Here is a 23140-nt window from a genome sequence, read left to right on the forward strand (position 1 = left end):
TGCTCGGCCCGTTTGAGCGGCCAGTTGGACATCTTGCGTTTGATCACTCGGGGGCAGGTCCGATGACGGCGTGGGGGCAGCAGGCGTTCGGCGATCTCAGCCAGGGTGCGGGTGAGTGCCCCGGCGAGTCGGCTGGGGGGGAAAACGCCGCCTGGGCCGGGACCTGGCGGCGCACGATCCGCAGGGACCGTGTGAAGGAGAGGCGGTCGGGATCAAGACCGCGGCCGGTGGCGGCCTGGTGCATCAGCTGCCGGATGGCGTGGTGCACCAGGAGGAAGCCGTAGATCTCCTGCTCCACGCCCCACGGGTATCGCGAGCGCAGGATGAGCTTCGGGCCGCGTTGGTGGGTCTTGATCTCGTCCAGCGTGGTCTCGGTCTCCCACCGCTGGGCGTAGAGCGCGGCCAGTTCCTTCGCCGGTGCCTGTTCAGGGTCGAGCAGGGTGGTCAGCAGGCGGTAGACGGTTGCGTCGCCGGTGCGGGCGAGGGTGTACTCGATCACGCGGACCGTCACCGGGTTGCGGCGGCTCTTGCGGTCCTTTTCGGCATGGACCGTGCTGAGGTAGGAGCCATCGGCCAGGACCTGCACCACGGGCAGAGCGGTGCTCTTGCGCATCCGCCACAGGAGGTCCGCGCCCGTTGCCCGGGCGGCCTGCCACAACTCGAACCCGTAAAAGCCCCGGTCGGCCAGCAGCAGCATCCCCGCCCGCAGGGCGCCGAACAGCTGCCGGGACAGTACCGGCTCACTGACCGACGACGGGCCCACCGCCGCGCCGATCACCGCGTGGGTCCCGCACTCCGCCAGCGCCACGAGCCTGGCCTGCGGGAACGCGCCCGTTCCCCGCCCCGAGCCCGGGCGGCCGAAGTAGCTGTCGTTCTCCGCCGTGTCCGCCAGGTCCAAGGTCGTGCCGTCCACCGCCATCAGGCGCCACCGCCGATACCAGGCACCCGCCGTCCGCGGCGCCGCCAGCGGACGGCACACCCGGGCGAACAACACTTTCAACGGCTCCACGCCCAGGCGCCGACGCGCCCGCCCGATCGCGGCAGTCGTCGGCACCCGCCAGAACCGCTGCCCGTCGCCGAGCCCGTCGCCCAACAGCCGCGCGACTTCTTCGTACGGCTGCCCGAAGAACAGACACATTGCCAGCACGAAGTACACGACCACCCGGGCCGGCAGCAGACGGCTGCGCTGCTCGCCCCGCCCGGTCTCCGCGACCACCTCATCGATCAGTTCCGGCGGAAACACCCGCGTCAGCACCCCGATCGCAATCCGGTCCGACAACCGCTCACCCGCAGGCGACTTGACCTGCCCCACCCTCGCCACACCACAACCAACGAGAGCAGGACAGCTAAGTCACCAGCATTGCCCCTAGGTCTGGTCCGCCACGAACGACGCCATCCGTGCCAGCGCGGCGTTCCAGTTGATCGTGTGCTCGTTCGTCGACCAGGACTGGATGTCGTCGATGTAGCAGAACTGACCGACGCAGCCCTGGAGTTTGCTCTGCGCGTACGGGTCCTGGATGCTTGAGTTCGGACCTCCGGCGAGCGTGCCCCGGGGCGGGTTCGGGAGGCCGGGGTCGAGCTGGCGGGCGTACCAGCGGCTGTGCTGGTTGTGCGCGTTGACCTCGCCGTACCCCGTCACATAGGACATGTTCAGCGCGTTGCGGCCGAAGATGTAGTCCATGCTCTGGATGGCCCCGTCGCGGTACTTCGAGGCGCCGGTGATGTCGTAGGCGCCGGCGATGACGACCGCGTTGTTGAGGACCTGGTGGCTGGAGCCCCAGTCGTAGAGATTGTTGTCGGGTGCGTACGGCATGCCGTACGCCTGTGTCCTCAGCGTGGCGAGGTAGCGGTCGGCGCCGTTGATCACGGACTGGCGTACCTTGTCCCGGCCGGGCAGCCCGCTCGGGACCATCGCGAGGTCGAGGCGGCCCGCGGCGGCCGTCCGGGACCAGTCGAAGCCGAGGCTGCCGAAGATGTCGGCCGTGTGGACCGGGGAGGCGAGGACGAAGTCGGCGAACTCCTTCTCGCCCGTGGTGAGATAGAGCTCGGCGGCCGCCCAGTAGAACTCGTCGGTGGCGTTGTCGTCCGCGTAGGTGCCGCCGCCGACGCCGTCGTCCGGGTCGGGGTAGATGTCGGGGTGTGCGCGGGCCGCCGCCCAGGCCGTCCGTGCCGCCGCGAGCGCCTTCGCCGCGAAGGCCTGGTCGTAGGACTTGTAGAGGCGCGCCGCCTGTGCGGCGGTGGCCGCGAGGTTCAGGGTCGCCGTCGTGGTCGGCGGGTGCAGTTCGCGCTTCTGCGGATCGGCGTCCGGCATCAGGGGCAGCCCGGTCCACTGCTCGTCGTGGATCTTGTGGTGCGCCATGCCCGCGAGCGGCTGCCCGGCCGGCACCTGCATCTTCAGCAGGAACTCCAGCTCCCAGCGGGCCTCGTCCAGCACGTCCGGCACCTTGTTGCCGCTCTCCGGGAGGGAGAGCGTGCCGTCGCCGAGCTTCTCGGCCTTACCGGTGCGGGCCAGCAGGGAGCGCTCGTACGTGGACAGCAGCTCCCAGGTGGAGATGCCGCCGTTGACGACGTACTTGCCGTGGTCACCCGCGTCGTACCAGCCGCCGGTGACGTCGAGCGTGTAGTCGCAGACGCCCGGCTGACAGGGCACGTCCTTGTCGCCGCGGTTGGGCGCGGCGTTCAGATGACCGGCCGCGCGGCCGTAGCCGGGGCGCAGGTCGTCGCGGATCGCGATGCCGCTGCGCTGGGTGTAGTAGTACTTCAGCGAGTCGAGCCGCAGCTGCTCGTAGGCGCTCGGGTCGACGTCGAACGGGCGGCTGGTCTCGCCGTCGGCGACCAGCGTGAGGTCCTTGGCCCGGGTGCGGTAGGAGCCGAAGTCGATGGAGTGGACGTTCTGGCCGGAGGAGGCGTCGAGGCCGCGCGGCACGGTCCAGCCCTGGGCGACCGTGCTCCCGGAGGCGTTCTTCAGCTGCCAGGGCAGCTTCTCGGTGGTGTCGGTGACGAGGGTGGCGTTCTTCGGCCCGGCGGGCAGGTAGGCGACCTGGTTGACGCGTACCCGTGGTCCGGTGTCGGGCTCGTACACCTCGGGCGGCACCCCGCCGAGCAGCGACACATCGTCCATGCAGAAGCGGAACGGGTCGTTGCCGCCGCCGAGTTGGAAGCCGACCTGCCCCTGGGTGGTGTCCACGGGTGAGGTGAACGTGTAGGAGTACGCGTCGCCCGAGACGCTCAGGCGCGGGCTGACCTCGAAGTAGGTGTCGTACGGTGCCACCGACAGTCCGACGATCGCCCGCAGCACGTTTCCCTCGGGCGCGCCGGACGCCGTGAAGCTGAACCGGTACGACTCCCCCTTCACGAGGGTGATGTCGTTCTGGCCGACGGCGGCGTCCCAGCGGTTGGCGGTGCCGCCCGGGATGTCCGCGCAGAGCCGGCCATCGGACAAGCCCGCGGTGACGTTGCTCGTCGTCCACCAGGGGGCGGTGGTGGTGTCGAAGGTACCGTTCTTGACCTGTTCGACCTCCTCGGCCTTGTCGGCCTGGGCCGACCCGGCCGGCAGCGCGGTGAGCGCCGTCGCGAGGAGGGCCGTCACGGCGAGCAGGGTGGTTCTGCGTCGTTTCACGTCTGGGCTCCTCTGAGAAGTGGGGGGCGCGCAGAGGTGGCGCATAGCGTGGGAGCGCTCCCAGAAAGGGATGCGGGTCATGCTGTTCGAGACATGACAGCGCGTCAACGGTCCGGACAGGACTGATTCCGGTCCGGACCGCGACGGCATCACATTCGATCGGCTTCGGCCGACTTCGGTAAGCCTTCGATCGGCCTTCGATCGGCCTTCCGTAGGCCTTCGTCAGCCCGTCGTCGGCACCTCCAGGCGGCTGATCCGCACCGCTCCCTCGGCACGGCCCGGGTGGGCGCTGGTCAGGAGGAGCCGGAGCCGGGTGCCGCGCACCGGAGCGAAGGTGATCACCGTGGGGGCGTCGGACTCCGTGGCCCAGTCGGTCTTCACGCCCTGGACGGGCACGTACCGCTTGCCGTCCCAGACCGACACCTCGACCGAGGCGGGCAGGGAGTGCGTGGCGCCGACCGTGAAGGAGACCTCCGCCCGGTCGACCGTACGGGTCCGGCCCCAGTCGACCGAGACCCAGTCCTCGGCGCGGGCGCCGTCGAACGCGGGCAGCAGGGCCGTGGCCGCCTTCCTGAACGCGTTGGACCAGCCGGTGGCCGGGTCGCCGTCGAGCATGGCGGCCGGGAGAGTGTCGGGGCGCCCCGAGTAACTGGCGTCGGCGAACGGGAAGTCGGGGGCGGGCGGGTGCTCCGCCTCGAACACGGCCGGTGGCGTGGTGGACCTCGACCGTGCCGGGGTGGCGCGGACGGTCACCGAGCCCTTCCGCAGGCCGTCCGCGCGTGCCGTCACCTTCAGGGAGCCAGGCTCGACGCCGGACCGTACGATCGCGAGTGCCTTGCCGTGGAAGGCGGTTCGGGTGCTCGCCTGGTAGCGCTCGGCGCTCTCCTCGCGCCCGTTGTCGAGGCCCGCCAGTGAGCCGCCGTCGGCGTCGAAGGTGATCAGGTGCTCGGCGCCGGGCACAACCACGCCCCGGGCATCGACCACCTCGGCGGTGACGAAGCACAGCGAACGGCCGTCGGCGGCGAGGGACGCGCGGTCGGAGGTGAGGCGGAGCGCGTACGGCCGGCCCGCCGTCCGCAGGGTGTCCGTGGCGACCGTACGGCCGTCGCGGCGCGCCACCGCCGTCAGCTCACCGGGCTCGTACGGGACCTTCCAGGTGAGGTGGAGCTTGCCGGCGCTGCCGTTCGGGCTGGTGTAGCTGCCCGGGTAGGGGCCGGAGGCGACGGTCTTGTCGTCGCCGGTGGCCTCGGTGGTCTCCAGGTACGGGCGTCCGTCGGCGGTCTTCTTCCTGTCGAACCTGCGGACGCCGAGGGACGTGCCGTTGAGGTACAGCTCGACGGTGTCGGCATTGGAGTACGCCCACACCTCGACGGTGTCGCCCTCCTCGTGGTTCCAGCTCATGGGCAGCAGGTGCACCATCGGCTCGTCCGTCCACTGGCTCCTGAAGAGGTGGTACGTGTCCTTGGGGAACCCGGCCGTGTCCACCGCGCCGAAGAAGGACGCCTTCACGGGGAACACGTCGTACGGCGTGGGCTCACCGATGTAGTCGATGCCGGACCACAGGAACTCGCCGGTGAACCACTTGCGGTCCCGGTCCTTCTTCAGCCCGTACTCACCGCTGTACGTCCAGGAGGCGAGGTTGTTGTCGTACGAGGATGTGGCGCGCTTCCCTGGGGTGTGGTTCTCACCGGTGTTGAGGCGCTCCGGCTCCTGGTAGGCGCCGCGGGTCGATGTTTCGGACGATGACTCCGACTCGAACAGGAACAGCTTGGGGTAACGGGCGTGCAAGGCGTCGACCGAGGCGGCCGTGTTGTAGTTGAGGCCCAGGCCGTCGACCTTGGCGAGGATCAGGTCGGCCGGGGAGCCCTCGGCGGGCAGGCTGCGGTGCCGGTCGGAGCCGATCACTATGGGGCGGGTGACGTCGAGCTTCTTCACGCCCGCGATCAGCCGGTCCGCGATGGCGAGGCCCGCGGTGGAGGTGAACTCGGAGATCTCGTTGCCGATGGACCACATGATGACGGCGGGCGAGTTACGGGCGGCGAGCACCATCTCCGCTATGTCCCGGTCGGACCACTCGTCGAAGAACCGGCCGTAGTCGTACCGGGTCTTGCTGCTGCGCCAGCAGTCGAAGGCCTCCACGATCATGACGATGCCGAGCCGCTCGCAGGCCGCGAGCACCTCGGGCGAGGGCGGGTTGTGGGAGGTGCGCAGGGCGTTGACGCCCATGCTCTTCATGATGACGAGCTGCCGCTCCACGGCGTCCGCGTGGACGGCCGCGCCGAGAGCGCCGAGGTCGTGGTGGAGGTTGACGCCGCGGAGTTTGACGTAACGGCCGTTCAGGGTGAGGCCGTTGTCCGCGTCGATGGTGAAGTGGCGAATACCGAAGGGGGTTTCGTAGGTGTCGGCGGTGCGGCCGTCGACGCGGAGTTCGGTCCGCAGGGTGTAGAGCCGAGGGGTGTCGATGTCCCACACCCGCGGGTCCGGTACGGCGAGTTCGTGGGTGACGGTCTCGGGGTCCGCGGCGGCCGTGACCGTGGACTGCGTGCGGGCGACCGTGCGTCCGTCGGGGTCGACGACGCGGGATCTCACGGTGATCTCCGTGCCGGTTCCCGACGCGTTGACGACGGTGGTCCGGGCCCGCAGGAGGGCGCGCTCGCCGCTCAGTTCCTCGGTGGTCACGTACGTGCCCCAGCGCTGGACGTGCACGGGGTCGGTGACGACCAGGCGGGCCGTGCGGTGGATGCCGCTGCCCGAGTACCAGCGGCTGCTGGGCAGCCGGTTCTGGACCTTGACCGCGATCACGTTGGGGGTGGTGCCGTCGGTGTGCAGCAGGTCGGTGAGGTCGAGGGCGAACCCGGTGTACCCGTACGGGTGACGGCCGGCCTCGGTGCCGTTGCAGTAGACGTACGAGTCCATGTAGACGCCGTCGAACTCCACCGAGACGCGTTTGCCCGCGAGGGCGGGCGGGAGGGTGAAGGAGAGGCGGTACCAGCCGAGGCCTCCGGGGAGGAAACCGGTGCCGCTGGTGGTGCCGAACTCGGTGGTGGGGCTCTGCTCGATGCTCCAGTCGTGGGGCACGGCCACCTGGCGCCAGGCCGAGTCGTCGTAGCCCGGTTTCATCGCGTCGGCGTACTCGCCGGTCGGGTCGGTGATGCCGCCGGGGTTGACCAGCGCGAAGCGCCAGCCGTCGCGGAGGTCGATCGTGCGCCCCGAGGCGGCGTGGGCCGGGCGGGCCGGGGCCTCGGCGGCGGCCGCGGTGCCCGCCAGCGCCCCTGCCATCGGCGCGGCGGAGCCCGCGATCAGTAGCGACCTGCGCGTGACCGTCATGGTCATCCCTTCGTCGGACGTGCGGGGGAACGATTCCGTGGCACACAGGTGGGGCAGGAGCCCTCAGCACAAGGGCCCACGAGCGCAAGCGATCACACACAAGTGCTCGCGAGCAAACAGATTCTGACGTCGTGACGCGCAGAGGCGTCAAGGGTTCGTCCGGCCACGTGCGCCCGCCTTGCCCCAGTCGCCCCGTCGATCGGCCCTCCCGCTCGCCCCGGACGCCGGGTGTGCCGGATCGCGACGCACTAGGCTGGATTTCGCCCGCATGCGCGTTCGGTCCGGCGAAATGGAATCTGGCCACGATGAGGAGCCGCAAGGTCACAGAGGGTGACGCCGTGGCGTATCCCTTTGACGGCACCGTCACGGCGCGGGCGGTCGTGGCCGCCGACGGTTCGGTCATCGAGTGGAACGAGGGAGCGCGGCTGCTGCTGGGCTGGTCGGCGCAGGACGTCCTGGGCCGGTCCGCCGCGCGTCTGCTGGCCGCACGCGGTTCGTTCCGGCTGCCTCCGCCGGGCAGCCTCGTCTGGAGCGGCACGGTTCCGCTGCGTCACCAGGACGGCCGGACGGTGTCGGTGTGGCTGCTCGCCCACCTCCGCCGGCCGACGGCCGCGGACACCGGGGACAAGGCCGGCGGCTGGCTCGTTCTCTGCCCCCTGGAGGACCCCGGTCCGCTCAGTCTCGACGAGCCTCTCGCCGCGGCGCTCATGACCCAGTCGCCGTGCGCGGCGGCCGTGTTCGACGAGCGACTGCGGCTGCGCGGCATCAACGACGCGATGGCGGACGCGGTCGGCATCCCGGAGGAGAACCTCCGGGGGCTCCACATGGGCGAGATCGTGGGCGGCCGGCAGGGCGAGAAACTGGAGCAGCAGCTGCACGAGGTGCTCGGCAGCGGCCGGCGCAAGGAGGTGCAGGCCTTTCTGCGGGCCGCCGACGAGGCCGACGCGCACGCCTGGTCCGCACGGATCGCCCCGCTGACGGACAGCGCCGGGCGGACGATCGGCGTCTGTGTGACCGGCCACGACATCACCGAGCAGTACCAGGCCCGGCAGCGGCTGCAGCTCGTGAACGAGGCCAGCGTCCGGATCGGCAGCACCCTCGACGTGACCCGCACGGCCCAGGAGTTGGCCGATGTGTGCGTGCCCGCGCTCGCCGACTTCGTCAGCGTCGACCTCATGGAATCCCTGGCCTACGGGGACGAACCGGCGGTGGGATCGCTGTCCGCCCCGTTCACTCTGCGCCGCGCCGCCCACCAGTCGGTGAACCCTGGCTGCCCCGAGGCCGTGGTCGAGCTGGGGGGCCTCGACGTCTACCCCGCCTCCTCACCACAAGGGGCCTCCCTGAGCGCCGGGCGGACGGTCGTGGCGACGGACTCCGGCGGCGCCCTCGGGGAGTGGCTCGACTGGGACCCGGTGCGCAGTGGGCGGATAAAGGAGTACGGCATCCACACCACCATGTCGGTCCCGATCCGGGCCCGCGGCACGACCCTCGGCGTGGCCGTACTCACCCGCTTCCGGCACAAGGACCCGTTCACACCCGACGACGAACTGCTGGCCGAGGAGGTCACGGCCCGCGCCGCCGTCTGTATCGACAACGCCCGCCGCTTCTCCCGCGAACGCGAGACGGCGCTGGCCCTCCAGCGCAGCCTGCTCCCGCTGACGCTGCCCCGTATGCCCGCGCTGGAGGCGGCGTCGCGGTACCTGCCGGCGGCGCGGGCCGGAGTGGGCGGCGACTGGTTCGACGTGATCCCGCTGTCCGGCCTGCGGGTCGCCATGGTGGTCGGTGACGTCGTCGGCCACGGCATCCAGGCCTCGGCGACGATGGGCCGGCTCCGTACGGCCGTCCGCACGCTCGCGGACGTCGACCTGGCTCCGGACGAGCTGCTGACCCACGTCGACGACCTCGTCGTACGGCTGTCGAAGGAGGCCGGCGCCGAAGGGGTGACCGAGGTGGGGGCCACCTGCCTGTACGCGGTGTACGACCCGGTCACCCGCCGGTGCAGTTTCGCGCGGGCCGGGCATCCGCCGCCGGTGGTGCTCACACCGGACGGCCGGCCGCTCGATGTGCACGTGCCGGCGGGCCCGCCGCTGGGCCTGGGCGGGCTGCCCTTCGAGTCCACCGAGCTGGAACTCCCCGAGGGCACGCTCCTCGCCCTCTACACCGACGGGCTGATCGAGAGCCGCGACCGCGACATCGACGCCGGGCAGGATCTGCTGTGCCGGACCCTCGCCCGCTCGACCGGTTCCCTGGACGAGGTCTGCCAGGACGTGATCGGCTCGATGCTGCCGGCGGCCGGGGCCACCGACGACGTGGCGCTGCTGCTGGCCCGGACCCGCGGGTTGAGTCCCTCTCAGGTCGCGACCTGGGCGCTGCCGGCCAACCCCGCGGTCGTCGCCCGCACCCGCCAGTACGTCCTGGACCAGCTGGCGGCGTGGGGGCTGACCGAGCTGGCGTTCACCGTCGAGCTCGTGGTGAGCGAGCTGGTCACCAACGCGATCCGGCACGGCGCGCCCCCCATCCAGCTGCGGCTCATCCACGAGGACTCCACCCTGATCTGTGAGGTGTCCGACTGCAGCGGTACGGCTCCGCATCTGCGCCGGGCCAAGACGTTCGACGAGGGCGGCCGCGGCCTGCTGCTGGTGGCCCAGCTCACCCAGCGCTGGGGCAGCCGCCACACGGACGGCGGCAAGACGATCTGGGCGGAGCTGACGCTGCCGGGCTGACGCTTTGGAGCCGGCGCTGTAGAGCCCGGCGCTGTAGAGCTGAGCGGCTTTCCCGAGGCCGCTCCGAGCGAACGCGCCCCGGCGAACATCCTGTCAGCCGCCCCTGAGGCCGCTTCTGTACGCCCCCGGAGGGACCCCGTACCGCTGCCGGAACACCCGGCTGAAGTGGAACGGACTGGTGAAGCCCGAGGCCGCGGCGACCCGCTCCACCGGCAGGTCGGTCGCTTCGAGGAGCCGCGCCGCGTGCAGCAGCCGGGCGTCGAGGAGCGCCCGCATCGGGGACCGGCCGAGCTGCTGGGTGAAGAGGTGCGCGAACCGTGACGGCGAAAGCGAGACGCCTGCGGCGAGGGAGCGGACCGTGTGCCGGGCACCCGGGTCGGCGGCGATCAGGCCTTCCGCCCGCCGGATCCGCGGGTCGGCCCCCGACCGGCGCGGCTCCGAGCGGGCAGCGGCGAGCAGCACGACCTCCTCCAGCGAGCACAGGGCCAGCTCACGGGCGGCGGTGCCGTGTGCCACGGCCACCTCACCGGCCCCCGGCACTCCCTCGGAGGGCGGCGCGCCCTCCCCCGCCCAGCGCGCGTCGGCGATCATCCGTGCGAACGCGGCGTCGACACGGCCTCGGACAGCGGTATGGGGGCGCGTCACCGCGTAGAGGCGGTCCCCGATCTCGTACGGCCGCAACCAGCCGGCCCAGGACGTCCTGGCCTGGCAGTGCGCCCACCAGAACGCCCAGTGCTCCGCGCCGGGCCGGAGGCCGTACCGGTGGGGCACGCCGGGGCCCAGGACAACGAGATCGCCCGGACCGGCGACGGTCTCGGCCGCGCCCTGGCGCAGCACTCCCCCGCCGCCCGTGGTCCACGTGAACAGCCAACTGTCCGATCCGCGCGGACGGTTGATCCGGTAGCCCGTTCCCTGGTCGAAGCGCCCGACGGTCACGAGGCCCGGTGGCGGGGACGGTACGGCAGTCTCGGACAAGTCGTCAGCACGCACAGGCATCCTCCCGGTATCCGCTCCCACCTAGCGTGGCGTGGAAGGGACATGCCGGGAAGGGGCACACGGATGACAGTCACAGTCAGGACGGACTTCGAGGAGAACGGCTATCTGGTGGTGCGCGGGCTGTTCTCCGCCGCCGAGATCGACGGCCTGTGCGCGGAGTTCGCGCAACTGCACGCGGGCGGTCCGGTCCCCGGGCATTTCGAACCCCGGACGACCGCGGTCGACACCCCGGCGGACCCGCTGCACATCTATCCCCGGGTCATGCACCCGCACCGCATCAACGAGCTGTCCCGGCGCGTCCTCCTCGACGCCCGGCTGCGGGAGATCCTCGAAGTGCTGCTGGGCGAGGAGGTCCTGGCCGCGCAGAGCATGTTCTACTTCAAGCCGCCGGGCGCCCGCGGTCAGGCGCTGCACCAGGACAACTTCTACCTCCGGGTGGAGCCGGGCACGTGTGTGGCCGCGTGGATCGCCTGCGACGTGATCGACCAGGACAACGGCGGCCTGGAGGTCGTGCCGGGCACGCACCGCATGGAGCTGTTCTGTCCTCAGGAGGCGGACGCCGAGCTGTCCTTCGTCCGGGAGTACGTGCCGCCGCCGCCCGGCCTGACCGCCGTGCCCGTCGACATGGAGCCGGGTGACGTGCTGTTCTTCAACGGCAGCCTGGTGCACGGCTCCCAGCCCAACCGCACCGACGACCGCTTCCGCCGCTCCTTCATCGGCCACTACGTCGGCCGCTCCACCGAGCGCATCGGCCGCTTCTACCACGCCCTCACGATGAGCGGCGAGCCCGTCGCCCTGCCGGAGAGCGAGGGCGCGGGGCCGTGCGGCACGGAGTTCGAGGCGGCGGGCGCGCACTGAGGCGGTGCGCCCCGGACAGCACGATCTCCGTGACACCTGGTCGGTCACCCCGCGTCGGGAGCGAGCAGATCGAGGGCCCGCTCCCAGGCGAACTCCCCGCGCCCGCCGTCCTGTAGGGGTTCACCGGAGTAGGGGTCGCCGAAGCGGACACCCATCTCGCGCAGCCGGGCGAGGCTCGCGCGGTAGGCGGGATGGGCCGCCAGGGCGTCGGCCACACAGGGCAGGACGGCGATCGGGACACCGAGCCCGTATGCCTCGCAGAGGGTGCCGAGGGCGAGGGTGTCGGCGATGCCGGCCGCCCATTTGTTGATCGTGTTGAAGGTGGCGGGCGCGACGGCCACGGCGTCGGGCGCGGGGAAGGGGCGCGGGTCGCCCGGGGACCGCCAGGCGGAGCGGATGGGGCGACCGGTCTGTGTCTCGACGGCGGTGGTGTCGAAGAAGCCCCGCATGGCGACCGGGGTGGCGATCACGCCGACGTCCCAGTTCCGTTCCTGCGCCGCCGTGATCAGCTTGCTGACGTCCGCGGCGATCCCGGCGGCGCAGACGACGACGTAGAGGAAGGGCTTCTCGGCCTGTTCGGTCATCCGGGAACCCTATTGGACTTGCTGGATCTGCTGGACCTACTGAACGGGGAACGACTGGCCGTGCTCCGCCTCCGGCCGCGGCCCGAAGATGCGCCGCTCCCGCTCCTCGATCGGTACGTCGTTGATGCTGGCCTCGCGCCGGGTCATCAGCCCGTGCTCGTCGAACTCCCAGAGCTCGTTGCCGTAGGAACGCCACCACTGGCCGTCGGCGTCCTGGGACTCGTACTGGAAGCGGACGGCGATGCGGTTGCCGTCGAAGGCCCACAGGTCCTTGCGCAGCGCGTACTCCCGCTCGCGCTCCCACTTCGCGGTGAGGAACGCGACGATCTCCGCGCGGCCGGTGAGGAAGGTGTCGCGGTTGCGCCAGACCGAGTCCTCCGAGTAGGCGAGCGAGACCTTGTGGGGATCACGGGTGTTCCAGGCGTCCTCGGCGGCCTGGACCTTGCGCGCGGCGGTCTCACGGGTGAAAGGCGGCAGGGGCGGGCGATCGGTCATGCTCACGTCCTTCCGGGTCGGACAACCTGGTGGAAAGCATAGGAGGTTGGCCACGCTCAACGGGGCGCGGGAGCGGGCGCCGTGCTGTCACGGACGACGAGTCGCACGGGGACGACCGGTTCGGTCCGTGGGCCGTCCGTGCCGTCGAGCCGGTCGAGGAGGAGCCGCAGGGAGCGGGTGCCGAGCTCGGCGAAGTCCGTGCGCACCGTGGTCAGCGGAGGCAGCAGATGGGCGGCCTCGGGGATGTCGTCGTAGCCGACGACGCTGACCTCGTCGGGGACGCGGCGGCCGGCCTCGTGACAGGCGCGCAGGACGCCCAGGGCCATCTGGTCGTTGGACGCGAACACGGCCGTGACCTCGGGGCGCCGCGCCAGCCGGCGGCCCAGGGCGTAACCGGAGTCGGCGCTCCAGTCGCCCAGGAAGGGTTCGGGGACCTCGGCGCCGGCCGCTTCGAGGGTCTCCCGCCAGCTCGCCAGCCTCTGTTCGGCGGATGTCCAGCCGGTGGGACCGGCGATGTGCCAGACGGTCGCGTGTCCGAGGCCGAGGAGGTGTGCGGTGGCGGCGCGCGCGCCGGCCCGGGAGTCCGCGCTGACCATGGGTGTGCCGTCCCCGAGGGCGTTGTCGAGCGTCACCAGCGGGGTGTCGAGCCGGGCCTCGGCCAGCGCCCGGCCCACCCGGCGCTGCGGGGCGATGGCGATCACGCCGTCCGCGCCCTCGGCCGACAGCCGGTCCACGGCGCGGACCACGGTGTCCTTGTCGGCCGTGTCGAGGGCGATGGAGCTGACCAGGTAACCGGCTTCCTGGGCGGCCGTGTTGATGGCGGTCAGGGTGGAGGCCGGCCCGTAGCGGGCCGCGTCGAAGGAGATCACGCCGAGCATGCGGGTCCTGCCGCTGGCCAGGGACCGGGCGCTGCGGCTGGGCCGGTAGCCGAGCGACCGCATGGCGTCGAGCACGGCCTCGCGGGTCTCGGCGCGGACCGCCGGGTTGTCGTTGAGCACCCGGGAGACGGTCTGCTTGGAGACACCGGCCAGCCGCGCCACGTCGTCCATCACGGGCCGCGATCCGGCGAAGTTGCGCCTGCTGCGGCCCCTGGGGGTGGCACCGTCCGTGGCGCTTCGGGTCATGGCGGCTGCTTCCTTCGACCTCGTGGTGACGGCCCGGCGGTTCCGTCCCGCCCGGCAGGCCCACAGGATAGGTCGGGCGGACGGGACACGGCGGCGTCCAGGGCTAGGGCCCTAGCCTGCCCTGACCGACCAGGACCGCAGGGTGATCCACTCGGCCCGCTCGACGGCCGCCACTCCCCCGTCGCCCGCCCCCTCCGGCACGTACACCCGGGCGTCGGGGTGCCGGGGCAGCACCCTCAGCCGCAGTCCTTCGGCACGCGGGGCCCCGGTCGGCAGCCGGTCGAGGCCGATGTCCCAGGCGCGCCCGGCGTGGAACTGGTCGGCGACCAGGGTGTCCCCCACGTGCGCGCGTGCCACGTCACCCGTCCAGTGGACGCGGAGCAGGGTTCCCGCCGGAAGGTCCTCCGGTACGTCGACGCGGTACTCGGCCGCCGTGGTCCCGAAGTGCTGGTCGGCGGGCGCGCTCGCCCGGCCCATCACTCCCGTGACGGGTTCGGGTGCCGGTCCCGCGGCCCGGAGCCGCGTGACCCGTGCGTCGGTGACGTCCGGCCCGGGGCCGGCCGGCACCGTGTAGCGGGTGAACACCCCGTCCTCCGTGGTGTGTACGTCCGCCCCGGCCACCACCGGTGCACGGCCCGGCGCGGGCAGTACGGCGAACGACAGCTCCGGGGACGGGCTGTGCACCCGTACCTCGTCGGCGATCTCGTCGAAGACGACCCCGTCGGCGCACAGCACGAGCCGCTCGGCGCCCCATGCCGCGCCCCGGTAGAGGGTGCGTGCCGTGGCCGCGTCGAGCACCAGCAGGCCGGCGCGCCCGCCGTCCACGGTGTCCACCTCGACCAGGGCGTCGGTGCCGGGCCGCAGGCCGGTGATCAGCGTGCGGTCGCCGAGCTGGGCGATGTCGCCGGACGGAGTGCTGACCGACGTCAACGTGTCGGAGCGCAGGGCGAGTTCGGGGGCGATGCCGTCGATGGCGGCCAGCACCAGGACGGTTCGGCCCTCGGCGTCGACGGTGCAGACGGGCTGCGCGGTGGCCCAGTCGAGCCGCAGGCCGGCGACGTCGAGGCGCAGCGGCCAGCAGAAGTAGGCGCCCGAGGGCACGGTGACGGGTGTGCTGGGCAGGGTCAACGGGGCGGCGGTGCCCGGGAGTTCGACGCTGAAGGTGGTGTCCGGGTGGTCCGGCAGCGGTTCGTGCGGCTGGTGGTTGGTGACGAACAGGAAGCCCGAGGTGCCGTCACCGCGCACGGCCCAGCGCAGCGTGTTCCGGTCGTGCTGGTCCGTCGGCGCCCGCTCGGGGAGGACGGACTCCATGGCCGCGATGCGGTGGCCGAAGTCCGCCAGCAGCAGGTGCTGGAGGCGCAGTTCGTGGTACGAGGGCCGGTACTGGCCGTACTCGCCCAGCGGTGCCTGGAAGTCGTACGTGAGGACGGGCAGGTCGTTGGGGTAGCCGGTGGCGTGGGACTCCTGCAGGGTCGTCAGTTCTCCGGCCGGGTTGGTGCCGCCGTGGAACATGTAGGAGCCCTGCCACACCGATCCGCAGCCGATCTTGGTGAGGGCGAGGGCGCCGATGTCGGCGGGGGCGACGCGCGGCCTGCGGTGGTACGCGACGGCCATGCCGCCGCCCAGCTCGCAGGTGGCCCAGGGGAAGCGGTCCGTGAGGGCGGCCGGGTCGGCGTCCCGTACGGCGGTCGGCCGCAGGTCGGCGCCGATGCCCTCGTCGTCGCGGTGGTGGGTGAAGAAGAAGTGCTTGCGGCAGGTGTCGGGCCAGCCGCCGTCGGCCTCGGTCCAGAACGCCTCCGGGTAGCCGCCGTACAGCGGGAGCAGTTCGTCCGGCGGCAGTCGGACCCCGCCCCAGGCGGTCGATGTCCACAGCGGGGCGCTCAGGCCGAGCTCTTGGGCCAGGCGCTTCAGGGTGAGCAGGTGGCCGGGCTGGTCGTAGAGCTCGTTCTCGATCTGGATCGCCACGACGGGGCCGCCGTGGGCGCGGTCGAGGCCGCGCAGTTGCTCCGCGACGGCCGCGTACCAGTGACGTACGGGCTCCAGGTAGGCAGGGTCGTCGGTGCGCGGGGTGCAGGGGCGGGCGAGGAGCCAGTCGGGCAGGCCGCCGCCGCGGACCTCAGCGTGGACCCAGGGCCCGATGCGGGGGATGAAGTCCAGTCCGTGGCGGGCGCACAGCTCGGCGAAGCGGCGCAGGTCGAGGTTCCCGTCGAAGCGGACGCGGCCCTCCACCTCCTCGTGGTGGATCCAGATGACGTAACTGGCGACGGCCGTCACCCCGCCCGCCTTCATCTTCAGCAGTTCCTCCTCCCACTCCCCGGCCGGGCAGCGGGAGTAGTGGAACTCGCCGGAGACCGGGAACCAGGGGCGGCCACCGCGCGTGAGCCAGCGGCTGGTCACCTCGATCGGGTCGGGCACTCCGGGCGCGTCGGCGAAGGGCAGATGGCCGGTGAGCGGGGGTGCGGAGGGCGCGGGGACACGGAGGCGGTGCGGGGGTGTCATCAGGGCTTCTCCTGGCCGGGATCGGGAGCGGAGCAGAACATGCGGTGAACACGCCCTAGGTGTGCTGTCCCGGGAGCCGCGTGGCCCGGACCAGCCACAGTGTGGCGGCCAGGCACAGCGCGGAGACACCGCACAGCAGGAGCGGCACCGCGCGGATCCCGGACCATTCGATGGCCTTGCCGAGGGCTGGGCCGGCCACGACCCCGCCGAGCATGGACGCCGCGATGACCACCGCACCGGCCCTGCGGGCCCTCGGGGCCGCCCTGCCCAGCCAGGGCAGTCCGGTGGGGAAGATCGGCGCGATGAACAAGCCGACGCCCGCGTACGCGTAGGGGGCGAGCCCGGGGATCGTGGCGAGCAACAGGCAGACCGTCATACCCGCGCAGGAGACGGTGATGATGGCCTGGGCCGAGTAGCGCAGCGCGAGCGGGGCGACCAGGAAGCGGCCGACGGTCATCATCAGCCAGTAGACGGAGGTGGCGGTCGCGGCGACTCCGGCGCCGTACCCGACCGTCTCCAGATGGGTCGGCTCCAAGCCGCCGACGCCCGCCTCGACGCCCACGTGCAGCACGTAGAGCGCGACGAACACGGCGAGCACCGAACCGAGGCTGCGCCCGAGGACCTGCCCGCCGGCCTCCGCCGACGCGGTGTCCGCCGGCTGCGGGGCCCGGTCGCGTACGCCCCGCAGGCACAGCAGCAGCGGCAGGTTGGCGGCGGCGAAGCCGAGGAAGACCGCCCGGTAGTGCTCGGATCCCACGGCGCCGATCAGCGCGGGGCCGAGGACGGCGCCCACGCCGAAGTGCGCGTTGAGGATGTTGAGCATCGCGGTCGACCGGTGGCCGAAGCCGACGGCGAACAACTGGTTGAGGCCGTAGCCGATGCCGCCGAAGCCCAGCCCGGCCAGCAGGGCGGCGGCCAGACCCAGGGGCCAGTTCGGCGCCAGCGCGAAGCCCGCCGCGCCGACGGCCATCAGGACGTACGAGACGCCGAGGATCCGCCGGTTGCCGACGCGCCGGAAGAGGCGGTCGAAGAGCAGCACTCCGGCGACACCGCCGACGAAGTGGGCGCTCAGCCCCAGCCCGGCGGCCGACGGGGAGAGCCCGAACTCCTCGCGGAAGGCCGGGATCGCGGGACCGTACAGGGCCTGGAGCGCGCCGAAGAGCACGTAGCCCACACAGGACGCGACCACGGCGGCCGGGCTGAAGAGCGCCGTGCCCGGGACCTGACGGGTGGCGTCGTCCGATGTCGCTGCTTGCCTGGTCACAGGGCGACACGCTCCTCGGCGGGAGAAGGGGATGAACCGGGCCGTGGGGCAACGGAGTTGACGGGTACGCCGCCTTCGGGCGCCGGTGGTGACGCCGCCACGGGCATGGATGTTACCGGTAACATTCAGCGAGTCAAGATCTCCTGCGGACTTCCGGACCCCGGGGCGATTCCTCGACCACGACACGGGGACGTGGGACGGCCGTAAGACTCGGCGCGGGGCCCGGAAGAATGATTCCGGGCGCGACTGTTGGTACTACTGGGGAGAACGGAAGAACCAAGCAGCGACGACGGGACGGAAGTCATGCCTCTTGAGGGCGAGTACGTGCCCAGCCCTACGGACTGGGTGCGTGAGCAGGTCGAGTTGTACGAGAGCTCGGGCGGAACCGAGGGAACGACGTTGCGGGACACGGGCATGCCCGTCATCATCCTCACCACGCGAGGCGCGAAGTCCGGCAAGATCCGCAAGACCCCGCTGATGCGCGTGGAGCACGAGGGCCGGTACGCCGTGGTGGCCTCTCTGGGCGGCGCGCCCAAACATCCGGTCTGGTACCACAACGTCGTCTCCGACCCTCACGTGGAGCTCCAGGACGGGTCCGTACGCCAGGACATGGTGGCCCGCGAGGTCACCGGGGACGAGAAGGCCCTGTGGTGGGAGCGCGCCGTCGCCGCGTATCCGCCGTACGCGGACTACCAGAGTCAGACCGATCGGGTGATTCCCGTCTTCGTGCTGGAGCCGGTGGCCGGAGGCTGAGGAAAGAGCCCGAGAAAATCTTCGGTTCGGCAGGCATGGACCGACGCCCGCCGGGCATCCGTGCCTAAGGCCCCGCCGCGTTCCCCCGTCGCGGCGGGGCTCTCTGCTGCCCTCGGGCGTCCCGAGGGCGCCGGTGGCCTTTCGGGCCCTTACGCCTTGCGGTCGTCTGGGCGGCTCTCCGCACTCTCCGCCCCGGGACCGAGGTACTGACCACGCTCCCCTGGGGTACTCGCATCCGGACACACCAGGCGGTCCGGAGAGCCACTCACGGACCGCGAGGGACGCCTCTGAGAAGCGGCGCGGAGAGGAGAGATCCAGGTGGCCAAGAAGAAGAAACTCGCGCTCGCCTACCAGCCCGCCGGGTTCGCGCTCGGCTGGCTGAGTGGCGCCCTGGCCGGGATGGCGTTCCGCACGGCATGGAAGGCGATCCGCCACGAGGACGACGCACCCGACGCGCTGGACGAGAACCGCGACTGGGGCGAGGTGCTGCTGGCCGCGGCCGTTCAGGGCGCCATCTTCGGGGTGGTCCGCAGCGCGTTCGACCGCGCGGGTGCGACGGTCATCGCGCGCCGGACGGGGGTGTGGCCGTCGCCCGACAAGGCGGGCCGGGACTGAGGAGGACCGGCGCGGGGGCTCAGCCCTGTTTCGGCGCTGTGGGCCGTACGCGAAGCAGGGTGAAGGAGTGGCCGGCCGGGTCGGCGTAACCGCGCTCCTCGAACAGCCCGGCCGGCTCCTTCGTGTCCACGGGGCGCCCGCCGAGGCCGACGATCTTGCGTTCGGCCTCGTCGAGGTCCTCGACGAGGAAATCCAGGTGGACCTGGAGGGAGTGCTCCGGGCGCGGCCAGCTCGGCGGGGTGGCGTTCACGTCGCGGCGGAACGCCATGCGAGTGCCGGCGGCACCCTTGATCTCGACGCGGTTGGCGGTCGTGTGCGTCTCCTCGGCGTCCAGCAGTTCCTTGTAGAAGGCGGCGAGTTTCTCGGGCTCGGCGCAGTCCAGCACCACGACGCCTGCCTGTACCAGTGCCATCGTTCCTCCGTCGGTGTCCGGGCGCGGGCGGCGGTCCGCCGGCGCCTGTGCGCTGTCGGGTACCCCGTTCCGGGGAATCAGTCGGCCACCGGCCGCGCGCCGGGCAGGGCGGGGTACGGAAGTCCAGGTGCCCAGCGGCCAGTTGACGGATCGGAGCCGGTCTTCGCGGCGAATCGTTCGTCGCCGCCCGACGCCCGCTGCGCCCTCTTCCGGTACCGGCGTGCGCCCGGTCGTAGGTCGGGCACGCAACATGCCGGACGACTCGCCCCTCAAATGGAAGACATATGTCAATCGAACATGCTGGAATTCACTCCAACGAGGGTAACTTGCAGAGCGAGGAACGGTTTTGACGCCGCGGAGACCCGGTGACACGTCTCCATCACGTGACGTCGTCGCCCCGGCCCTCGGTGACGTGAGAGTCCTGCCACGAGGGAGCCGGATGGAAGCGAAGTCGGTGCACGACGGTTCCGCGCAGCCCCTCCGGCATCTGCGCGTCCGCACGGCACACGAGCACACCGTGCTGGAGTTCCACGGCGAGATCGACATCCTCGCCTCGCTGGAGATCATCCCGTACCTGGACTCCGCGACCGCCCAGCCCGAGCCTCACATCGTGATCGACCTGCGGCCCGTCGAGTTCTTCGACTGCTCCGGGCTGCGTCTGCTGTACCGGGCCCGGCGCCGGGCCCTCACCCGGGGCGGGCGGGTGCACCTGCTGTGCACCAACGAGCTGACCCTGCGCGTCCTCAAGGTGACCGGACTCGCCCGCCTGCTGCCGCCGGCGGCCTCCCTGGAGGAGGCGCTGGCCCGGCCGGAGGCCACCTCGGGCACCTTGTGAGCGGGAGCCGGTTCCGGCTGGGCGGACGCACGCCGCGCTGATGTTCGGCGACCTGGCCGCCCCCGTGCACCCGCCCGTGCCCCGAACAGCTGTCACCAAACCGTCAACTTGGCGTTCTTTCAAAGGATTTGGCGGGCATTCGTGGAGACAGGAAGGAGGACCGTCGACATGACGACGTCCGTCAAGCGAGCCCGCCGTCTGCCCGGCTGGGCGAAGCTCCTGACCGTTCTCGCGGTGCTCGTCGTGGTCGCGCTCGCCGCGGTTCCGCTGCTCGTCCTCGGAGGACTGAAGGACGTGTTCGGCGAGGAGACGCACGACCGGTCCGGCCCCGCGCTCCTCAAGTCCATCCAGGACATCAGCCGTTACGACGCCGTATCGGGCAACTTCCAGGTGGTGGTGGACCTGGAGAAGGACGCCAAGTACCTGCCGGACGCGGTCCGCGGTACCCGCACCCTGTACGTGGGCGCGGGCACCGTCGACGCCTACGTCGACCTGGGGAAGGTGGGCGAGAACGACGTGAAGGTGAACAAGGACCGCACCGCGGCCACGCTCCACCTGCCGCACGCCGAGCTCGGCAAGCCCGCCCTCGACCCCGACCGTTCCTACGCCGTCTCCAAGCAGCGCGGGCTGCTCGACAGGATCGGCGACCTCTTCTCGGACAACCCCAACAGCGAACAGGCCGTCCAGAAGCTAGCCTCCCAGCACATCGGCGACGCGGCCAGGGACAGCCACCTCACCGCCCGCGCCGAGTCCAACACCACCGGCATGCTCGAAGGCCTGCTCCGCTCGCTCGGCTTCGAGGACGTGAAGGTGACGTACGGCGACGCCTGAGCCCACCACCTTCAGAACAAGGGAAGTTGAAACTGGGAGGGTTACATGGCCCGTACCACGTCACGTTCCCGCGCATCGGCAGCCGGCCGTCGGGCCAAGGCAGCCCCGCGTGGGCGGCGGCCGCTCCCGTCCCCCTTGCGTCTCCTGGCGCTGGTGACGGCCTTCGCCGCCATGGTCGCGTTCGCGGCGGTGCTGGCCCGGCTCACGCTCCAGCCGTCACCGGCCTCGGAGGCCCTGACCCACAGCAACCTGCGCCCGGGCCGCTCCCTGGAGGCCTATCTGAACCAGCCCGCGCTGCGCGACGCCGTCAAGCAGATCGGTGGCAACATCCTGCTCGGCGTGCCGTTCGGCGTACTGCTGCCCATGCTGGCGCCCGGGACGCGGGGCATCCTGCGTGTGCCGGTACTGACCACCATGGTCATGCTCCTGGTGGAACTCGTGCAGGGGGCCGTCATCACGGGGCGCGCCTTCGACGTCGACGACGTCATCCTCAACACCGCGGGCGCGCTGCTGGGATACGTCCTGCTGGGGCGACGGCTGGGCAACGCCGTGCACCCGCCCGAGCGGAGCACACCCTCGGGCAAGAAGCGCCGCAGGCCCCCACGCCGCTTCCGCTTCCTGCGTCGCAAGGCATAGGGCCTGTTGCGAAAGTCCCGTCGTCCGCCCGAAGGGCGGGCCCGGCGGCGTCCGGTGCGTGCTCTCGGCGTGCCGGGCGCAGGCCCTCGTACTGGATGTACTTGGGCCTGTGCCCGGTGCGGCGAGAGGGCGTGCCGGGCGTCCCCGGACAGCACACCTAGTGCGGCAGCCAGGTGAACTTGTCGCCGCCGACCCAGCGGACCACGTCGGGGTCGTCGAGGTCGTGGACCCTGATGCCGGCCGCCGAAGCGGCGGCCAGGACGTCGGTGATGGCCCTGGCCTCGCCGACGACCTGGCCGTCGATCTCCACGATCCGGAACGGGGGCGGGCCGGGCTGCACCCCGAGCACCAGGATCCGCGGGTGGGGTATGTGAGGGCTCGCGATTTCGGTCATACAAGAGAGCGTAGATCGCATCGGGTCAATGGGACTCAAAGCGGGCCCCATCTCCTGGGCGGATGGGTCAGGGACAGCGCGGTCCCGTGTGCGGTCCCGGCGTGGTTGGGCAACGCTGGACGAGGAGGTGCCCATGGAACCCGTCGAGGCCCTGGACAGGATCGCGTTCCTGCTGGAGCGGTCCCAGGCGCCGGACTATCGCGTACGGGCGTTCCGTACCGCGGCCGGCGTGCTGGGCGCGCTGCCCCCGGGTGAGGTGGCCGAGCGTGCGGCCGGTGGCTCGCTGGACTCGCTGCGCGGGGTCGGCCCGAAGACCGCGCAGGTGGTGCGCGAGGCGCTGGCCGGTGAGGTGCCCGGTTACCTCCGGAAACTGGAGGACGAGGCCGGGGAGCCGGCCGCGTCGGGCGGCGAGCGGTTGCGGGCGCTGTCGCGCGGCGACTGCCACGTGCACTCCGACTGGTCGGACGGCGGGAGCCCGATCGAGGAGATGGGGCGGACGGCCGCCCGGCTCGGGCACGAGTGGGCGGCGCTCACGGACCACTCGCCGCGCCTGACAGTGGCCCGGGGGCTGTCCGCGGACCGGTTGCGCCGGCAGCTCGACGTGGTGGCCGGGCTCAACGAGCGGTGGGCTCCGTTCCGGCTGCTCAGCGGCATCGAGTGCGACATCCTCGACGACGGGTCGCTCGACCAGGAGCCGGAGCTGCTGGAGCGGCTCGACGTCGTGGTGGTGTCCGTGCACTCGAAGCTGCGCATGGACGCGCGGGCGATGACCCGCCGTATGGTCACCGCCGTCCGCGGTCCGCACGCCGACATCCTCGGGCACTGCACCGGACGGCTGCTGTCCGGGCGGGGACGGCCGGAGTCGGAGTTCGACGCGGACGAGGTCTTCGCGGCCTGCGCCGAGTACGGCACGGCCGTGGAGATCAACTGCCGCCCCGAGCGGCTCGACCCGCCCAGACGGCTGCTGCGCCGGGCGCTCGACGCGGGCGTGCTGTTCTCGATCGACACCGACGCGCACGCCCCCGGCCAGCTGGACTGGCAGATCCACGGCTGCGCCCGCGCCGAGGAATGCGGGGTGCCCGCCCAACGCGTGATCACTACGTGGAGCGCGGACGAACTGCTGGCCTGGACACGGGAGGGCCTGGTGCCGTCGCGCGTGGGGAGCGCGTGATGCG

Annotated in this window: 19 protein-coding genes; 8 read left to right on the forward strand and 11 right to left on the reverse strand. The window is 71.7% G+C overall.

Features of this window, described 5'->3' with window-relative positions; all coding sequences use genetic code 11:
* Positions 1-43: 43 nt before the first annotated feature.
* The 3 genes from IE262_RS37965 to IE262_RS37975 form a co-directional block, all read right to left on the reverse strand.
* Positions 44-1321: an IS4 family transposase gene (locus IE262_RS37965; protein WP_229877956.1), complete on the reverse strand. Its 1278-nt coding sequence runs from the start codon at positions 1319-1321 to the stop codon at positions 44-46.
* Positions 1322-1366: 45 nt separating this feature from the next.
* The gene (locus tag IE262_RS37970; RefSeq protein ID WP_189880152.1) at positions 1367-3619 is read right to left on the reverse strand and encodes a glycoside hydrolase family 9 protein; all 2253 of its coding nucleotides are present in this window, start codon (positions 3617-3619) and stop codon (positions 1367-1369) included.
* A 222-nt stretch (positions 3620-3841) separates the two neighbouring features.
* Positions 3842-6946 carry a glycoside hydrolase family 2 TIM barrel-domain containing protein gene (locus IE262_RS37975; protein WP_189880153.1) on the reverse strand — a complete coding sequence of 1035 codons (3105 nt, stop codon included), beginning with the start codon at positions 6944-6946 and terminating at the stop codon, positions 3842-3844.
* Between the two features lie 305 nt (positions 6947-7251).
* On the opposite strand from IE262_RS37975, the gene IE262_RS37980 reads away from it, so the two are divergent.
* Positions 7252-9669 (forward strand): SpoIIE family protein phosphatase, encoded by a 2418-nt coding sequence (locus IE262_RS37980; protein ID WP_166681773.1) that lies wholly within the window; start codon positions 7252-7254, stop codon positions 9667-9669.
* 93 nt (positions 9670-9762) lie between these two features.
* On the opposite strand, the gene IE262_RS37985 is transcribed toward IE262_RS37980, so the two are convergent.
* The gene (locus IE262_RS37985; RefSeq protein WP_189880154.1) at positions 9763-10665 is read right to left on the reverse strand and encodes a helix-turn-helix domain-containing protein; all 903 of its coding nucleotides are present in this window, start codon (positions 10663-10665) and stop codon (positions 9763-9765) included.
* 63 nt (positions 10666-10728) lie between these two features.
* Between IE262_RS37985 and IE262_RS37990 the strand changes: the two genes are divergently transcribed.
* Positions 10729-11523 (forward strand): phytanoyl-CoA dioxygenase family protein, encoded by a 795-nt coding sequence (locus IE262_RS37990; RefSeq protein WP_189880155.1) that lies wholly within the window; start codon positions 10729-10731, stop codon positions 11521-11523.
* A 44-nt stretch (positions 11524-11567) separates the two neighbouring features.
* On the opposite strand, the gene IE262_RS37995 is transcribed toward IE262_RS37990, so the two are convergent.
* From IE262_RS37995 to IE262_RS38015, 5 genes are all read right to left on the reverse strand, one after another.
* On the reverse strand, positions 11568-12107 hold the full coding sequence (locus IE262_RS37995; RefSeq protein ID WP_134041057.1) for a flavoprotein: 540 nt from the start codon (positions 12105-12107) through the stop codon (positions 11568-11570).
* A 36-nt stretch (positions 12108-12143) separates the two neighbouring features.
* A complete protein-coding gene (locus tag IE262_RS38000) occupies positions 12144-12602 on the reverse strand; it encodes a nuclear transport factor 2 family protein (RefSeq protein ID WP_189880156.1) in 459 nt (152 codons plus the stop codon).
* Positions 12603-12658: 56 nt separating this feature from the next.
* On the reverse strand, positions 12659-13726 hold the full coding sequence (locus IE262_RS38005) for a LacI family DNA-binding transcriptional regulator (protein ID WP_189880157.1): 1068 nt from the start codon (positions 13724-13726) through the stop codon (positions 12659-12661).
* Between the two features lie 111 nt (positions 13727-13837).
* Positions 13838-16225 carry a beta-galactosidase gene (locus tag IE262_RS38010; RefSeq protein ID WP_189880158.1) on the reverse strand — a complete coding sequence of 796 codons (2388 nt, stop codon included), beginning with the start codon at positions 16223-16225 and terminating at the stop codon, positions 13838-13840.
* Positions 16226-16280: 55 nt separating this feature from the next.
* Entirely contained in the window at positions 16281-17489 is a 1209-nt protein-coding gene (locus tag IE262_RS38015) for an MFS transporter (RefSeq protein ID WP_229877958.1), read from the reverse strand.
* 303 nt (positions 17490-17792) lie between these two features.
* On the opposite strand from IE262_RS38015, the gene IE262_RS38020 reads away from it, so the two are divergent.
* Both IE262_RS38020 and IE262_RS38025 read left to right on the forward strand, forming a co-directional pair.
* On the forward strand, positions 17793-18242 hold the full coding sequence (locus IE262_RS38020) for a nitroreductase family deazaflavin-dependent oxidoreductase (protein ID WP_134041047.1): 450 nt from the start codon (positions 17793-17795) through the stop codon (positions 18240-18242).
* A gap of 318 nt (positions 18243-18560) precedes the next feature.
* Positions 18561-18857, forward strand: a complete 297-nt coding sequence (locus IE262_RS38025) for a DUF4235 domain-containing protein (protein ID WP_134041045.1) — start codon at positions 18561-18563, stop codon at positions 18855-18857.
* 19 nt (positions 18858-18876) lie between these two features.
* On the opposite strand, the gene IE262_RS38030 is transcribed toward IE262_RS38025, so the two are convergent.
* Positions 18877-19269 carry a VOC family protein gene (locus tag IE262_RS38030; protein WP_134041043.1) on the reverse strand — a complete coding sequence of 131 codons (393 nt, stop codon included), beginning with the start codon at positions 19267-19269 and terminating at the stop codon, positions 18877-18879.
* Positions 19270-19708: 439 nt separating this feature from the next.
* On the opposite strand from IE262_RS38030, the gene IE262_RS38035 reads away from it, so the two are divergent.
* The 3 genes from IE262_RS38035 to IE262_RS38045 all read left to right on the forward strand — a co-directional run bounded on the left by IE262_RS38035 (position 19709) and on the right by IE262_RS38045 (position 21571).
* Positions 19709-20104, forward strand: coding sequence for an anti-sigma factor antagonist (locus IE262_RS38035; protein ID WP_134041040.1), 396 nt, complete (start codon positions 19709-19711; stop codon positions 20102-20104).
* A 168-nt stretch (positions 20105-20272) separates the two neighbouring features.
* Complete coding sequence (locus IE262_RS38040; protein WP_134041038.1) at positions 20273-20935, forward strand: DUF4230 domain-containing protein; 663 nt, start codon at positions 20273-20275, stop codon at positions 20933-20935.
* 45 nt (positions 20936-20980) lie between these two features.
* Positions 20981-21571 (forward strand): VanZ family protein, encoded by a 591-nt coding sequence (locus tag IE262_RS38045; RefSeq protein WP_134041036.1) that lies wholly within the window; start codon positions 20981-20983, stop codon positions 21569-21571.
* 157 nt (positions 21572-21728) lie between these two features.
* On the opposite strand, the gene IE262_RS38050 is transcribed toward IE262_RS38045, so the two are convergent.
* A complete protein-coding gene (locus tag IE262_RS38050) occupies positions 21729-21965 on the reverse strand; it encodes a hypothetical protein (RefSeq protein WP_134041034.1) in 237 nt (78 codons plus the stop codon).
* Positions 21966-22098: 133 nt separating this feature from the next.
* Between IE262_RS38050 and IE262_RS38055 the strand changes: the two genes are divergently transcribed.
* Positions 22099-23136, forward strand: a complete 1038-nt coding sequence (locus tag IE262_RS38055; RefSeq protein WP_189880160.1) for a PHP domain-containing protein — start codon at positions 22099-22101, stop codon at positions 23134-23136.
* Positions 23137-23140 lie beyond the last annotated feature (4 nt).

Source organism: Streptomyces bluensis, from assembly GCF_014650715.1.
Classification (GTDB): Bacteria; Actinomycetota; Actinomycetes; order Streptomycetales; family Streptomycetaceae; genus Streptomyces; species Streptomyces bluensis.

Bases quoted from the DNA above. Each gene is read 5' to 3' on its own strand.
- IE262_RS37975 (WP_189880153.1), bottom strand. From the start codon at position 6,946: ATGACGGTCACGCGCAGGTCGCTACTGATCGCGGGCTCCGCCGCGCCG.
- IE262_RS37980 (WP_166681773.1), top strand. From the start codon at position 7,252: ATGAGGAGCCGCAAGGTCACAGAGGGTGACGCCGTGGCGTATCCCTTT.
- IE262_RS37985 (WP_189880154.1), bottom strand. From the start codon at position 10,665: ATGCCTGTGCGTGCTGACGACTTGTCCGAGACTGCCGTACCGTCCCCG.
- IE262_RS37990 (WP_189880155.1), top strand. From the start codon at position 10,729: ATGACAGTCACAGTCAGGACGGACTTCGAGGAGAACGGCTATCTGGTG.
- IE262_RS37995 (WP_134041057.1), bottom strand. From the start codon at position 12,107: ATGACCGAACAGGCCGAGAAGCCCTTCCTCTACGTCGTCGTCTGCGCC.
- IE262_RS38000 (WP_189880156.1), bottom strand. From the start codon at position 12,602: ATGACCGATCGCCCGCCCCTGCCGCCTTTCACCCGTGAGACCGCCGCG.
- IE262_RS38005 (WP_189880157.1), bottom strand. From the start codon at position 13,726: ATGACCCGAAGCGCCACGGACGGTGCCACCCCCAGGGGCCGCAGCAGG.
- IE262_RS38010 (WP_189880158.1), bottom strand. From the start codon at position 16,225: ATGACACCCCCGCACCGCCTCCGTGTCCCCGCGCCCTCCGCACCCCCG.
- IE262_RS38020 (WP_134041047.1), top strand. From the start codon at position 17,793: ATGCCTCTTGAGGGCGAGTACGTGCCCAGCCCTACGGACTGGGTGCGT.
- IE262_RS38030 (WP_134041043.1), bottom strand. From the start codon at position 19,269: ATGGCACTGGTACAGGCAGGCGTCGTGGTGCTGGACTGCGCCGAGCCC.
- IE262_RS38035 (WP_134041040.1), top strand. From the start codon at position 19,709: ATGGAAGCGAAGTCGGTGCACGACGGTTCCGCGCAGCCCCTCCGGCAT.
- IE262_RS38040 (WP_134041038.1), top strand. From the start codon at position 20,273: ATGACGACGTCCGTCAAGCGAGCCCGCCGTCTGCCCGGCTGGGCGAAG.
- IE262_RS38045 (WP_134041036.1), top strand. From the start codon at position 20,981: ATGGCCCGTACCACGTCACGTTCCCGCGCATCGGCAGCCGGCCGTCGG.
- IE262_RS38050 (WP_134041034.1), bottom strand. From the start codon at position 21,965: ATGACCGAAATCGCGAGCCCTCACATACCCCACCCGCGGATCCTGGTG.
- IE262_RS38055 (WP_189880160.1), top strand. From the start codon at position 22,099: ATGGAACCCGTCGAGGCCCTGGACAGGATCGCGTTCCTGCTGGAGCGG.